This is a genomic window from Humidesulfovibrio mexicanus, assembly GCF_900188225.1.
Lineage (GTDB): Bacteria > Desulfobacterota > Desulfovibrionia > Desulfovibrionales > Desulfovibrionaceae > Humidesulfovibrio > Humidesulfovibrio mexicanus.
The window spans coordinates 105,100-118,448 of record NZ_FZOC01000008.1; the positions used below are offsets into that span (position 1 = coordinate 105,100).

The window sequence follows — 13,349 nt, forward strand, 5'->3', positions numbered from 1 at the left end:
GGTCGAAAAAAGTGTGTTTTGATGGGCTCGACCACGGCCCTGGGACGGGATGGAGGATTGGGAGGCGAATCGCCGAACCTGAACCGGGGCGGATGTGCGCCCGTGCGCTCCGCACAAAAAGGCTGCTGCGGGCGCAATGCAGTGTGGTGCAGTGCCGTGCCCTGGCGCGGCGCGTCCGCCCCCCCCTTTCCCTGCGGTTGATTTTGCTCTAGAAGGTCGGGCAGGCGGACTTCGCCCCGCCTCCTACATTTTCGCCACAGGGACGGTACCCCCCATGCGCATCTCCGACAGACTCAGGAAACTCAAGCCCTCGGCGACCTTGGCCGTCAACGCCAAGGCGCAGGAGCTCAAGGCCCAGGGACGCGAGGTGGTGAGCCTCGCCGTGGGCGAGCCGGACTTCGGCACCCCGGACCATGTGCGCGAGGCCGCCAAGCGCGCCATAGACGAGGGCTTCACCCGCTACACGCCGGTGCCGGGCATTCCGGACCTGCGCGCGGCCATCGCCGGGTATTACGGCCAGTTCTACGGCGTGTGCGCCAAGGGCGAGAACGCCATCGCCTCCTGCGGGGGCAAGCAGGCCCTGTACAACCTGCTCATGGCCCTTCTGAACCCCGGCGACGAGGTGCTCATCCCCGCGCCCTATTGGGTGAGCTACCCGGCCATGGTGGAGCTGGCCGACGGCGTGCCCGTCATCGTGCCCACGGACCCGGACAGCGGCTTTCTGGTCAGCGTGCGCGACCTGGAGTCCGTGTGCACCCCGCGCACCTCGGTGCTTCTCCTCAACTCGCCCTCCAACCCCACCGGCGGCCACTATTCCCAGGACGCCCTGGACGAAATCGCCCGTTGGGCGCGCGCCCGCGGCGTGTTCATCATTTCCGACGAAGTCTACGACCGCCTGGTGTACGAGCCGGCAAAGCCCAGCACCCTTTCGCCCATGTGGCAGCGCCACCCGGAGAGCATCGCCATCGTGGGCGCGCTGTCCAAGAGCTTCTGCATGACCGGTTGGCGCGTGGGCTGGACCCTGGCGCACCCCGACCTGGTGAAGGCCTGCGCCAAGATTCAGGGGCAGAGCACCTCCAACGTCAACAGCGTGGCCCAGAAGGCGGCCGTGGCCGCGCTTACCGGCCCCTGGACCCTGGTGGACGAGATGAAGGCCTCTTTTGTGCGGCGGCGCGACCTGGCCCTTGAGGTCATCCGCTCCTGGCCGGGGGTGGTGTGCCCCAAGCCCGACGGCGCCTTCTACCTGTTCCCCGTGGTGGAGAAGTACTACACCCCGGACATGCCCGATTCCGCCGCCCTGTGCACACGCCTGCTGGAAGAGGCGGGCGTGGCGCTGGTTCCGGGCAGCGCCTTCGGCGACGACCGCTGCGTGCGGTTTTCCTACGCCGTGGCCGACGAGGTGCTTGTCGGCGCGCTGGCCAGGGTGGGCAAGGTGCTGCTGGGCAAGTAGCCGGGGCGGTTTTCCCGGCGGCGTGCCGCAACCATCAACCCGGCGCCCGCGTGGCGCGGCAAGGGAGGGCTCCATGACCGCAGCTCGCAAGGACGTTCTGGACTGGACCAACGCCCGCTGGGACCGCTTGCCCACGGCCCCGGCCCTGCGCGACCGCGCGGGGGAAATGGCGCAGAAGCTCGCGGCCGAGGTGGCCGGGGGGCGGCTGCCCTTCCTGTCCATGCCCTTCCTGCCGGAGCTCACGCAGTCCCTGGCGGAACTGGAGGCTGGGTTCCTGGGCCGCTTCCGGCACATGCTGCTTCTGGGCATCGGCGGTTCGGCCCTGGGGGCCCGCGCTCTGCAAAAAGCCTTCGCGCCCTCCCAGGACCTGCCCGGGCACGCGGGCAAAAGCCTGTGGATTCTGGACAACGTGGACGCGGCGAGCCTTGAGGCGCACCTTTCGCGTCTGCCCGCCGCGGAGACCCTGGTCTACGTGGTCAGCAAGTCCGGCGACACCATCGAGACCATCGGCCAGTATTTCCTGGTCAAGCAGTGGCTCAAAAACGAGCTGCCCGATGCCTGGAAGGACCATCTTCTGCTCAACACCGATGCGCAGAAAGGGTACCTCCGCCAGGAGGCCGCGCAGTTCGGCATCCGCACCCTGCCCGTGCCCGACAACCTGGGCGGCCGCTATTCCGCCTTGAGCGCCGTGGGACTGGTCCCGGCCGCCTTTCTGGGCATGGACTGGCGCGGTCTTGTGCAGGGCTTCCAGTCCGTGGCCGCGCCCCTGGCCCATGCCGGGCTTTCCGCGGGCGGGCTTGCCGCACAGCCGTCCTTTGAATTCGCGGTGTGGGCCAAGGCCCTCATGGACGCGGGCTACTCCGAGCTCATCACCTTCTTCTACATTCCGGCCTGGTCCTCCTTCGCCGACTGGTTCGCCCAGCTTTGGGCCGAGAGCCTGGGCAAGGACGGCCAGGGAAGCCAGCCCGTCCCGGCCGTGGGCGTCACCGACCAGCACAGCGTGAACCAGATGTTCCTGGACGGCCCGCGCAACAAGGCCTGCCTGTTCGTGGAGCGCGCCGCCGGACCTGCCGGGCCGACCTTCCCGGCGGACCTGCCGGAGATCTTCGACTACCTGCGCGGCAAGCGCTTTGGCGAGCTGCTGCCCGCCGAGGCCCTGGGCACGCGCATGGCCCTGTGCGCCAACGAGGTCCCCCTTGTGGCCCTGCGCCTGACGGCAGACGACGCCTTTGGCGCGGGCCGGATGATGGCGCTTCTGGGCGCGGCAACGCTTTTGACCGGCTGGCTCATGGGCGTGAACCCCGTGGACCAGCCCGCCGTGGAACTGGGCAAGCGTTTGGCCAAGGCGCGCCTGGGCGCGGACGGCCTGGCGGCCGAGAAGTCCGACCTTGCCGCCTATACCGGCTGCTGCCGCGACGAGCGGGAGTTCTAATCCTTGAGCATCTCCTCCATGCTGGGGGCGCACAAGCCCCTGCAGTTCGTCAAGGTTCTCACCTGGACCTTCCTGATCCTCATCCTGGGCACCAACCTGATGCTCTCGGTGTTTCTTTCCAAACGCGCGGAGCGCGTGCTTTTGGAGAAGCAGAAGGAATTCGGGCTGCTTTTGGCCGAGAACCTCTCGCACCAGATATTCACCCGCTTCACCCTGCCCACCATCATCGGCTATGGGCAGATAAGCCTGCGCGTGCCGGAGCAGTTCACCCGGCTGGACCAGGTGGTGCGCAGCACCATCCACAGCTTCCACGTGCGCGAGGTGCGCATTTATGACCCCGACCTGCGCGTGACCTACTGCACCGATCCCAATTTGGTGCTGCGCACGGGCCTGGCCGGGGAGGGGGTCAAACGCGCCCTGACCCACGAGGAGCCGAGCTTCGAGCTGTTCAGCAGGGAGTCGGGCTTCTCCGCCATGTTCAAGCTGGAGCTCAAGCCCGGCAGCGTGGTCATGCGCGGCTTCACCCCCCTGCGCATGGAGCGCAGCTTCGGCCCCGGCGCAAAGAATCCCATCATGGGCATCCTGGAGTTCAGCCAGGACATCACCGACGACTACATGGCCGTGGTGAATTTCGAACGCCTGGTGTATTCCTCCTCCATCGTCACCAGCCTGGTGCTCTTCTGGCTCATCATCAGCATTCTGCGCCGGGTGGACAAGATAAGCGCGGAGCGCCAGGCCGAGAAGGAGAAGCTGGTGGCCGAGCTGCACCAGCAGGAAAAGCTGGCCGGCATGGGCCGCATGGTCTCCGGCGTGGCCCACGAGATCAGAAACCCGCTGGGCATCATCCAGTCCAGCGCAGAGCTGGTGCTCAAAAAGGCCAAGGCCGACAACCATCCCCACACGCGCATCATCGAGGCCATCTACGACGAGAGCAGGCGGCTTTCACGCACGGTGAACGAATTTTTGGACTATGCGCGGCCCCGGCAGCCCCGCAAGGACGAGGTGGACCTGTGCCGCATTCTGGAGCAGGCCTGCGTGTTTCTGGAGCGCGAGTGCGAGGACAAGGGCATCCGCATGGCGCACAGCTGCCCGGAGGGCACGCTGGTTTTGGGCGACCGCGACCTGTTGTACCGCGCGGTGTACAACGTGCTGGGCAACGCCATGCAGGCCATGCCCGAAGGGGGCGCAATCGAGGTGGACGTGCTTGCCAGCCCGGCCGCCGATGGCGACGACGCCCGGCCCACGCTCACCCTGCGCGTGCGCGACTCCGGCCCCGGTTTTGACGAGAAGAATCTGGACAAGTTCAAAGACCCCTTCTTCAGCACCAAGGACACGGGCACGGGCCTGGGGCTGGCCATCGTCACCAGCATCGTGGAGAGCCACGGCGGCCAGGTGACCCTGAAGAACCACCCCGAGGGCGGCGCAGTGGTGGAGTTGACCCTGCCCTGCCCGGACAAGGGGGAGACCGCCCCCGCACCAGTGCGGCAGGACGCTCAATAGCCCAACGGAGCACCACATGTCAGGCAACATTCTCATCATGGACGACGAGCAGAACTACCTGCTCGTGCTGGACGCCATCCTTACCGACGCGGGCTACAAGGTCACCGCCCTTTCCGACCCGGAGATGGGCCTGGCCTTCCTGGAAGAGTCCGAAGTGGACGTGGTGGTCACGGACATGAAGATGCCCAAGCTCACCGGCAAGGACGTGCTGGACCGGGTCAAGAAGAGCTATCCGTACATCCCCGTGCTCATCATGACCGCCTTCGGCTCCATCGAGGCCGCGGTGGAGGCCATGCGCACCGGGGCCTTCGACTACATCACCAAGCCCTTCTCCAACGAGGAGCTGCTGCTTTCGCTTTCCAAGGCCATGCAGTACGCGAGAGCCCAGCAGGAGAACAGGCAGCTCAGGCGGCAGATACAGGAGCGTTTCGGCGCGGACAACATCGTGGGCCGCGACAAGAGTATGCGCCACGTGCTGGACATGGTGCACCGCGCCGCGCCCAGCCGCAGCACCGTGCTCGTCACCGGCGAGTCCGGCACCGGCAAGGAGCTCATCGCCAAGGCCATCCACAACGAATCCCCGCGCAAGGACGGGCCCTTCGTCTCGGTCAACTGCATGGCGCTCAATCCCGGCGTGCTGGAGTCGGAGCTCTTCGGCCACGAGAAGGGCAGCTTCACGGGCGCGGTGTCGCGTCGCCGCGGCCGCTTCGAGCTGGCGGACAAGGGCACGCTGTTTCTGGACGAGATCGGCGAGCTCTCGCACGACATGCAGGTGAAGCTCCTGCGCGTTTTGCAGGAACGTCGTTTCGAGCGCGTGGGCGGCACCGAAGCCGTGGAGGTGGATATCCGCATCGTGGCGGCCACCAACCGGGATTTGCAAAAAGCCGTGGCCGATGGACTGTTCCGCGAGGACCTGTTCTACCGGCTCAACGTGGTGAGCATCCAGCTGCCGCCCCTGCGCGAGCGTCGGGAGGACATCCCGTTTCTGGCCGCGCACTTCCTGGACAAGTTCGCCAAGGAGAACGGGCGCGAGATGAAGGGCTTCAGCCCCTCGGCTATGGACTACCTCTCGGCCTACGAATGGCCGGGCAACGTGCGCCAGTTGGAGAACGTCATCGAGCGCTGCGTGGTGCTGGCCGGGGGCGAGACCATCGACGCCGACGACCTGCCGCCGGAGATCAAGGACGAGGACGCGCAGTTCAAGAGCGCGGTGGACCTGCTGCCCACCAAGCTCGACCTCTCCGAGACCCTGGAGAAGATCGAGGCGGCCGTCATCCGCCGGGCGCTGGTCAAGGCCGACTTCGTGCAGGTCAAGGCCGCGGAGCTGCTGAACATCTCCAAGAGCTTGCTCCAGTACAAGCTGAAAAAGTACACCATCTCGGCGAAGTAGCGGGTGGCTAGAAGCACTTGACGGATTAACGTAGTCGGTTTATCCATTTGTTTGTTGGCGTGTTGCTGTCGGGTGTTCCGCTAAGAAATAGGCTTGACAGCCACGCTTGTGTTCCCTAGACTCTATCGTATTAGCGCGCTCCTCGTTTTGCAGGGGCGACCACTATGAAGGTGCCCAAAAGGCACCGATTAGCCAAAAGGGGAATGCGAAAGCGTTCCCCTTATTGTTTTGGAGGCAGTATGCGCCGATTGGCGGTCTTTGTTGATGCGGGCTACTTCTGGGCGCAGACCATCCAGGCCGTGTTTGGCAGGAAAGCCGATCGCAGCCAGGTGTGCATGGACTATCCTTCCTTGCGTGTCCTGCTGCTTGAGACCGCCGAGCGGGAATTTGCGGATGCAAGTTTGTTGCGTATATACTGGTACGATGGCCCCGGCGACAATGGCAAGGCCAGTGAGCACAGCCAGATTGAGTCGCTGGATGACTTCAAGTTGCGCATGGGCACCCGCAACAGGCTGGGAAAACAAAAGGCTGTTGATGGCTTGATCATCGCCGATCTGATCGGGCTTGCGCAGAACAAGGCCATTACGGAAGCGCTTATCGTGTCTGGAGATGCCGATTTGACTCCGGGAGTTGTGGCGGCACAAGGACTGGGATTACGTGTGCATCTGCTCTCCCTGGGCAATGGAGAGGCGACTTCTCCGTATCTCAAAGCCGAAGTTGACCGGAAGTGCCGGTGGAACGAGTGGGATATATACAGCTATGCTGCCGCCTTTATGTCTTCCCCTGCGCCAGCCGTCCGGGGTGCCACGAGAAGGGCGAACATGGCGGGGCGGGAGACGCAAGCGCAGTTGGCTCCGCATTCGCCTGTGGCGGGGCATGTGGTCGCCGCACAGTCTGCTCCTGACGCCGCACTGTCGGCGCAAGCCCAGCCCTCTCAAGATTCTTTGCCATGCCTGGACGAATCGACGCCACACGCGGATGGTTTGCGCATCATCGCCGTTTCCTGTCATGAGCAATTATCCGAGGAAGAGCGGGAAGAGGCCAAGACAGGCAGAGGGCTGCCCCCTGAGATTGACCGCAAGCTGCTCTATCTCGCGCGCAGGCACTTCGGTGCGCGTGTTGGCGATGCGGATCGCCGGGAGTTGCGGCGGCAGTTGAAAGAATTGTTGAGCGCCGACTCGTTACTTGTTGGCGTCCAGTAGTTCGCTCACCCCCGCACCCCATCCGCCCGGAAGAACGTGTAGCAGAACGTCCCTTCCGGAGTGGCGGCCCGCTCCATCTCCGCAATGCCCGCGTCCCAGTCCTCCGGCGTCATGAGCCCGGCCTCCAGCGCGCGTTCGCGCACCCCGCGCACCATGGCGATGAAGGTGTTGCGCGAAAACCCTTCTATGCGCGCCGGATTGCTGCCGTCCACATAGACCATGCGCGGCTCCACCCGCACCTGCCCGAAGCCCGCGCCGGAGAGCAATGGGTACAGCCTGCGGCCGATGAGCGCGTCGCCCCCGGCCCGGGCCTGGAGCGTGACCAGGCACTCCACCGTGCGCCGGGCGCGGGCCGTTTCCGGGTGGCAGGAGAAGGAGCCGTGGTCGCCCTCGATGGCCGTCATGCTGCCGCCGGGCCGGATGAGCCGACGCAGGGCTTCCAGCGCTCCGGCCGGATCGGGCAGATGCTCCAGCACAAAGCACACGAAGGCGTGGTCGAAGCGCCCGGCGTTGGCCGGGTCGTCGGCCAGGCGCATGAGGTCGGCCTGGCGCAGCTCCACGTTGCGCAGGCCGCGCGCGTCCACGGCCCGCTGCGCGGTCTCCAGGGACGCGGCGGAGATGTCGACGGAGAGGAAGCGGGCGTGCGGGTTGGCCGCGGCCAGACGCACGGTCTGGCAGCCGGTGCCGCAGCCTGCTTCCAGCACCAGCGCGCCTTCCGGGTAGCGGCCGGAGCCGTCCAGCACATCGCCGTACAGCAGCCCGGCCAGGGCGTCGGACTGGTCCTGCAGGCGCGCGGCCTCGGTCTCGCAGTAGCCGTGAACGTAGTCGGTCATGGAAAAGCCCTCCGTGATTGGTGTCGCGGAAGGGTGTAGCGCGGCGCGGGACTATGATTCTTGGACGGAATTGCGCAGTTGGCCCGGCGTGAGTCCGGTCAGGCGCTTCATGATCCGCGTAAGGTGGCTCTGGTCGGCGAAGCCGCTGCGGGCGGCGGCCTCGGCGATGGGCGTGCCGCGGAGCAGCAGGTCGCGGGCCGCGCGGGCGCGCTGCTGCATGAGCCAGGCGTGCGGGGTGAGGCCCGTGTGCCGGGCGAATACGCGCACCAGATGCCAGGGGCTCAGGCAGGCCATGCGCGCCAGTTCGGCCAGGGGCAGGTCTTCGTCCAGGCGCTCGCGCAGACGTTCCTTGATTCGGGCCACGGCATGGTGCTCGGGCCGGGCGCGGGGCAGGTTCGGGGGCGCGTAGGTGTGCCGTGTGATGAGCCGGGCGAAGGCGGCGAGCAGGGCCGAGTCGCGCCCCAGGCGCTGGCCGGGGGCGGCGGCATGGTCCAGGTGCAGGGCGTGGGCGCGCAGCAGCAGGGCGGCAAGTTCCGGGTCGCGCACGACCCCGGAGTTCAGAAAGGGCAGAGGCGTGGGAGCGCCCGCCACGTCCTCGGCCATGCGGGCCAGGAAAGCCGCCGGGAAGTAGAACATGCGGTAGGTCCAGCCCGGCGCGCCATGTCCGCCCGCGCCGCATCCTCCCGCGCCGTACCCGTCGTGGGGCTCGTCGGGGTTCACGGTGTTGACGGCCCCGGCCGGGGCCACCAGTTCCTCGCCGCGATAGCGGAAGCCCAGCGCCCCGGTCTCGATGACGCCAACGCCGAAGCCCTCGTGGCTGTGCCGGGCGAAGCGCTGGCCGAAGAAGCTGGCGCGCATGAGCTCCAGCCCCGGCTCATGCGCCGGGCGCAGCACGCGAACATCGTCGCGCCTGGGGGCGTGCCGCCTGGTCATGCAGAGCGCCTCCGGCTAGCGTTTCCGGGCCTTGCCCGAACTCCGCCTGGACGCGGACGCCGCTCCGGCTGCGGCGGAGTTGTCCGAACGCCTTGACTTTCCGGATCGGGAACCGCCTGATTTCGTCCCGCCGGATTTGGCGGCCAGGCGTTTTTCCCGCGCTCGCCCGGCCCGGCGCGATTCCTCCACGGCCCGGCGCTCCTTGCGCGAGAGCGGGGCGGCCCCGTCCTCCGAGCCCTGGGCGTCGCCCTGGGCCTTGTCCTGGGCCAGCTCCAGATCGATTTCCAGCCGGTCCATGTGCACGCCCATGAGCCTGGCCTTGACCGCCTGGCCCACCCGGATGACCCGGCCCGTGCGCTGGCCCAGGAGCATCTCGCGCTCCTTGAGGTAGCCGTAGTAGTCGTCCAACATGGTGGACAGGCGGATGAAGCCATCGGCCATGACCTCGGGCAACTCCACCCAGAAGCCGTAGTCCGTAAGCGAGCTGACCACGCCGCGCAGCACGCGGCCCTCCTGCCCGCGCAGCACCATGCAGGCGTAGCGCTTGTTGCACTCGCGCTCGGCCTCCTGGCTCACGCGCTCGCGCCCGGAGAGGTGCTGGCCCATCTCCGCGAGCTTCTTGAAGCCCGGCACGGGCATGTGCCGGTGGCCCAAAGCGTGCTTGATGAGCCGGTGCACCACCAGGTCCGCGTAGCGGCGAATGGGCGAGGTGAAGTGCGCGTAAGATTCGCTGGCCAGGCCGAAGTGCCCCTCGTTGTCCGGCTGGTAGCGCGCCTGCTTCATGGCGCGCAGCACCATGCGGTGCACCAGGAATTCGCGCTCCGTGCCCGCAACAGAGGCCAGCAGCCGCCCGATGGCTTCGGGCGTGAAGTCCTCGTTGGAGAACTTGCCCGCGCGCGTGCGCCGGGGCGCGGCCTCGCCATCCAGGCGGGAGAGCAGGGTGTACAGGGTCTCCAGCTTCTCGCGGTCGGGCTCGCCGTGCACGCGGTACAGGCAGGGCAGGGCGTGGGCGGCCAGGTATTCGCTCACCGCCTCGTTGGCCGCGATCATGAACTCCTCGATGAGCTGGTGCGCGAAGTGCCGCTCCCTGGGCTCGAAGGCCACGGGCCGCCCGGCCTCGTCAAAGCGCACCTCGCCCTCCGGCAGGTCGAAGTCCAGGCTGCCGCGCTCCAGCCTGCGCTGGCGCATCTGCCGGGCGAGCCCCTCGGCCAGGTCCAGCATGGCCAGAACATCCCGCCCCGACTGGCCCTTGTCGGCGGCAAAGGCCGCGCGCGCCTGGGGCGTCTTGTCCACGCACAGGTCGCGGGCCAGGTCATAGGTCAGCCGCGCGTGGCTCTTGATGACCGCGTTCATCACGCGCACCTCGCCGGGCAGGCCGCGCGCGTCCATGTCCATGCGCACGGCCACGGCAAGGCGCGGCACGTCCGGGTTCAGGCTGCATAGCCCGTTTGAGAGGGCGTGGGGGAACATGGGCTCCACCGAGGCCGGAAAGTAGTAGGAATTGCCGCGCTCGTAGGCCTCGCGGTCCAGGGCCGAGGCAAGGGGCACGTAGTGGGCCACATCGGCGATGGCCACCCACAGGCGGTAGCCGCGCCCTTTGCGCTCCACGAACACCGCGTCGTCGAAGTCCCGGGCCGTGGCCCCGTCGATGGTGACGAAGGGGGTGGCGCGCAGGTCCTCGCGGCCCGCGAAGTCGGCCTCGGCCGGGACCGCGGGCAGCAGGGCGGCCTCGTCCAGGGCGGCCTGCGGAAAGCCGGTGGGCACGCCGTGGTTGGTCTTGACCAGGGCCTCCTGCACGGCGGATTCGTCCTCCGGTCCCAGGCGGGAGAGCACCACGCCCTCCCACACGGCGGCGTCCACCTGGTCCTCCGGGGCCACCAGGGCGATGTCGCCCTTGGCGAGGCCCAGGGCAGGGTCCGTGCCATGGGTGAGGATGGCGAAGTCCAGGCGCGGATCCGTTGGGCGGCACAAAAAGCTGCCCGGCCCGGCGGAGCGCATGATGCGCACGGTGAGCACGCGCTTGCCGCGCTCGATGATGCGCACCACGCGGCCCTCGTGGTTCTTGCGGGCGTTCTCGCGGGTGATGGCCGCGGCAACCTTGTCGCCATGCCAGGCCCCGGCCGTGTCCTGGCCCAGGAACACGTCCTTGCGCCTGGGGTCGTCCGGGATCAGGAAGGCCACGCCGGAGCGCTGCACCTGCACCGTGCCGGTGATGAGGTTCACGCGCTCCATGGGCGCGTAGGCCCGGCCCAGGCGGATGAGCTTGCCTTGGGCCACCAGTTCGTCCAAAAGTTCGCCCACTTCGCCCTTTTTGCGGCGGTGCAGGCCCAGGGCGGGCAGGAGGTCGTCCGGAGCCAGGGGCCGCCTGGATTCGCGCAGCAGCCGGAGCAGGGTTTTGTGGTCCGCCGGGGGCGGCGGGGCGCTGGGGTTTCTGTTCTTCTTCGGTTTCATGAGGGTCTCGATGCGCGAAGGCGCGCGGTTGAAAGGAAATTCGGATGGTTGACGCGCGGCCGGGAGAAGGACTCCGGCGCGGAGGGACAAAACCTAGAGGTGCTCACTGGCGGCCAGCGGACGGTAGCGCTCCGCCAGGGCATCGAGTTCGGCCGTGAACCACTGGTCGAAGGGCTGCGGGGCGCCGTGCGCCGGACCCCATTCGAGCTTTGTGCGCAGGGCCCAGAATGCCCCTGCCTCGGACAGGCGGGACAGCTTCACGGCGTCCTTGGCCGTGACCAGCACCTGTGCGCCCGCCGCCTTGGCCAAAATGTCCGTCACGTCCTTGGCCGTGAAGGCATGGTGGTCGGCGAAGGGGATAAGCAGCGCCGGGGGGCTTCCCAGCAGGGCCTGGGCCGTAGCCGCGGCCTGGGCCGGATCGGCGATGCCGGTGGCCAGCACGTAGCGCTCGCCGCCCAGGTCCGCCGCGCGGGCCTTGCCGTCCAGCCGCTTGAGCCCGCCGGGCCGGAGGAAAAAGGTGTACACGGGCCGCCCAAGGGGCGCGAGCCTGCGGCGGATGGCCGCCGCAATGTCGTCGCCGCCTGTTTCGCCGTTTAGAGTGCAGGATGGCCCGACCTTGACGCAGAAGGCCCCTGCGCGGGAAAGGGCGCTTGCCCCCTCGCGCCAGGTTCCGGCCGGGCACACGCGGTCCCAACCCTGGCCCAGGTCGTGGGGCGTCAGGAGCACAAGGTCCAGGTCGCGGGCCACGGGCAGATGCTGGAAGCCGTCGTCCAGGAGCACGAAATCCGGGTCGAAGCGCTCGTAAGCCCAGGGGCCGGAACGCCTGCGCACGGGATCCACCACCACGCGGGCGTCCGGGTGGCTGCGGGCCAGCAGCAAAGGCTCGTCGCCGCAGCTGGTCGGGTTTTCCGTGGGGGTGACGAAGAGCGGCAGGCGGTGGGGCTTGGCCCCGTACCCGCGCGTCAGCACCACGGCGCGCTCCCCGCGGGCGGTGGCCAGCCGCAGGATGTGCCCGCACATGGGAGTTTTGCCGCTGCCGCCCCAGCCGATGTTGCCCACGCTGACCACCGGGCAGTTGGGACGCCACTGGTGCAGGCGGCCGGACTCGAAGGCCCGGCGGCGCAGGCGCATGGCCTGGGCGTAGAGCACGCCAAAGGGAATGAGGGCTGGTGCGAGGCGGCGTTGCAGTTCGGAGATGTCCATGAGGAGGATGCGGGGCCGCTCCGGTTTGTCCGGGCAGCCCCGCGAAGGGTGCCTAGTCGCGGCTGGAGCCGAAGAGGCGCAGCAGCATCAGGAAGAGGTTCAGGAAGTCCAGATACAGCGTCAGCGCGCCCAGGATGGTGCCCCGGCGCACGGCGGTGCCGTCGTCCAGCGGCATGGTCTCGCCCATGTACTTGAGCTTCTGGGTGTCGTAGGCGGCCAGGCCCGTGAACACGATGACGCCGATGACCGAGATGCCGAAGCTCATGGCCGAGCTTTGCAGGAACATGTTCACCAGCGAGGCGATGACGATGCCGATGAGGCCCATGAACATGAAGCTGCCCATGCCGGTGAGGTCGCGCTTGGTGACCATGCCATATACGCTGGTGGCGCCGAACATGCCCGCCGTGACCACGAAGGCCTGGAAGATGCTGGCCCCGCTGTACACGTAGAAGATGGACGACAGGGTGAGCCCGGTAAGCGCGCTGTAGCCTGCGAACATGAGGCTGGCCGCGGAGCCCGAGAGTTTGTGGATGGCTGCGGACAGGGCGATGACCAGTCCGAACTGGGCGATGACCAGCCCGATGAGCAGCACCGGGCTCTGCATGATGGTCAGGCCCAGGGGGCTGGCGGCGGTGAACCAGGCCACCCCCGCGGTGAGCATGAGGCCGAGGGACATCCAGCCGTACACGCCGCGCATGAAGGCGTTGACGGTTTCGGCGCGGCCCACGGTGCGGGCGCCGGGATAGCTGGGATATTGAGCCATGTGCCGATCCTCCTTGCAGGAATGCGGGCTAGGGTGCGTTTGCGGAAAGTCCGCATATTCCGGTCAAGATAAGCGTTGGGCAAGGCTTTGGCAAGGGGACCCCCTGGCTGGCTGCCCGCAGCGCCTTGGCAAGGGCGCGTCGCTGGGGTAATCTCGATGGTATGCGCTTGGCGCGCGCCAACGCCAATATCC

The 13,349-nt window shown here is 67.6% G+C and carries 10 protein-coding genes; 5 read left to right on the top strand and 5 right to left on the bottom strand.

The genetic code is table 11. The annotated features are described in order from the left end of the window. Positions 1–274 precede the first annotated feature (274 nt). The 5 genes from CHB73_RS14690 to CHB73_RS14710 all read left to right on the top strand — a co-directional run bounded on the left by CHB73_RS14690 (position 275) and on the right by CHB73_RS14710 (position 6,974). Positions 275–1,450 carry a pyridoxal phosphate-dependent aminotransferase gene (locus CHB73_RS14690; RefSeq protein WP_089275359.1) on the top strand — a complete coding sequence of 392 codons (1,176 nt, stop codon included), beginning with the start codon at positions 275–277 and terminating at the stop codon, positions 1,448–1,450. Between the two features lie 73 nt (positions 1,451–1,523). Continuing rightward, positions 1,524–2,882 carry a glucose-6-phosphate isomerase gene (locus tag CHB73_RS14695; protein ID WP_089275360.1) on the top strand — a complete coding sequence of 453 codons (1,359 nt, stop codon included), beginning with the start codon at positions 1,524–1,526 and terminating at the stop codon, positions 2,880–2,882. Between the two features lie 3 nt (positions 2,883–2,885). Then, positions 2,886–4,382 (top strand): sensor histidine kinase, encoded by a 1,497-nt coding sequence (locus CHB73_RS14700; RefSeq protein ID WP_327438391.1) that lies wholly within the window; start codon positions 2,886–2,888, stop codon positions 4,380–4,382. A 16-nt stretch (positions 4,383–4,398) separates the two neighbouring features. Then, entirely contained in the window at positions 4,399–5,772 is a 1,374-nt protein-coding gene (locus CHB73_RS14705) for a sigma-54-dependent transcriptional regulator (RefSeq protein WP_089275361.1), read from the top strand. A 239-nt stretch (positions 5,773–6,011) separates the two neighbouring features. Further along, positions 6,012–6,974: an NYN domain-containing protein gene (locus CHB73_RS14710; protein WP_179217074.1), complete on the top strand. Its 963-nt coding sequence runs from the start codon at positions 6,012–6,014 to the stop codon at positions 6,972–6,974. A 5-nt stretch (positions 6,975–6,979) separates the two neighbouring features. Here CHB73_RS14710 and CHB73_RS14715 read toward each other — a convergent pair whose 3' ends face one another. From CHB73_RS14715 to CHB73_RS14735, 5 genes are all read right to left on the bottom strand, one after another. After that, entirely contained in the window at positions 6,980–7,807 is an 828-nt protein-coding gene (locus CHB73_RS14715; RefSeq protein WP_089275363.1) for a methyltransferase, read from the bottom strand. Between the two features lie 51 nt (positions 7,808–7,858). After that, entirely contained in the window at positions 7,859–8,740 is an 882-nt protein-coding gene (locus tag CHB73_RS14720; RefSeq protein ID WP_089275364.1) for an AraC family transcriptional regulator, read from the bottom strand. A 15-nt stretch (positions 8,741–8,755) separates the two neighbouring features. Beyond that, positions 8,756–11,191 (bottom strand): ribonuclease R, encoded by a 2,436-nt coding sequence (gene rnr / locus CHB73_RS14725; RefSeq protein WP_089275365.1) that lies wholly within the window; start codon positions 11,189–11,191, stop codon positions 8,756–8,758. 93 nt (positions 11,192–11,284) lie between these two features. Next, entirely contained in the window at positions 11,285–12,394 is a 1,110-nt protein-coding gene (gene lpxK / locus CHB73_RS14730) for a tetraacyldisaccharide 4'-kinase (protein WP_089275366.1), read from the bottom strand. A gap of 52 nt (positions 12,395–12,446) precedes the next feature. Further along, on the bottom strand, positions 12,447–13,157 hold the full coding sequence (locus tag CHB73_RS14735; protein ID WP_089275367.1) for a Bax inhibitor-1/YccA family protein: 711 nt from the start codon (positions 13,155–13,157) through the stop codon (positions 12,447–12,449). Positions 13,158–13,349 lie beyond the last annotated feature (192 nt).

Coding starts and splice junctions, on each gene's coding strand:
- CHB73_RS14690 (WP_089275359.1), top strand. CDS start 275: ATGCGCATCTCCGACAGACTCAGGAAACTCAAGCCCTCGGCGACCTTG.
- CHB73_RS14695 (WP_089275360.1), top strand. CDS start 1,524: ATGACCGCAGCTCGCAAGGACGTTCTGGACTGGACCAACGCCCGCTGG.
- CHB73_RS14705 (WP_089275361.1), top strand. CDS start 4,399: ATGTCAGGCAACATTCTCATCATGGACGACGAGCAGAACTACCTGCTC.
- CHB73_RS14710 (WP_179217074.1), top strand. CDS start 6,012: ATGCGCCGATTGGCGGTCTTTGTTGATGCGGGCTACTTCTGGGCGCAG.
- CHB73_RS14715 (WP_089275363.1), bottom strand. CDS start 7,807: ATGACCGACTACGTTCACGGCTACTGCGAGACCGAGGCCGCGCGCCTG.
- CHB73_RS14720 (WP_089275364.1), bottom strand. CDS start 8,740: ATGACCAGGCGGCACGCCCCCAGGCGCGACGATGTTCGCGTGCTGCGC.
- rnr (WP_089275365.1), bottom strand. CDS start 11,191: ATGAAACCGAAGAAGAACAGAAACCCCAGCGCCCCGCCGCCCCCGGCG.
- lpxK (WP_089275366.1), bottom strand. CDS start 12,394: ATGGACATCTCCGAACTGCAACGCCGCCTCGCACCAGCCCTCATTCCC.
- CHB73_RS14735 (WP_089275367.1), bottom strand. CDS start 13,157: ATGGCTCAATATCCCAGCTATCCCGGCGCCCGCACCGTGGGCCGCGCC.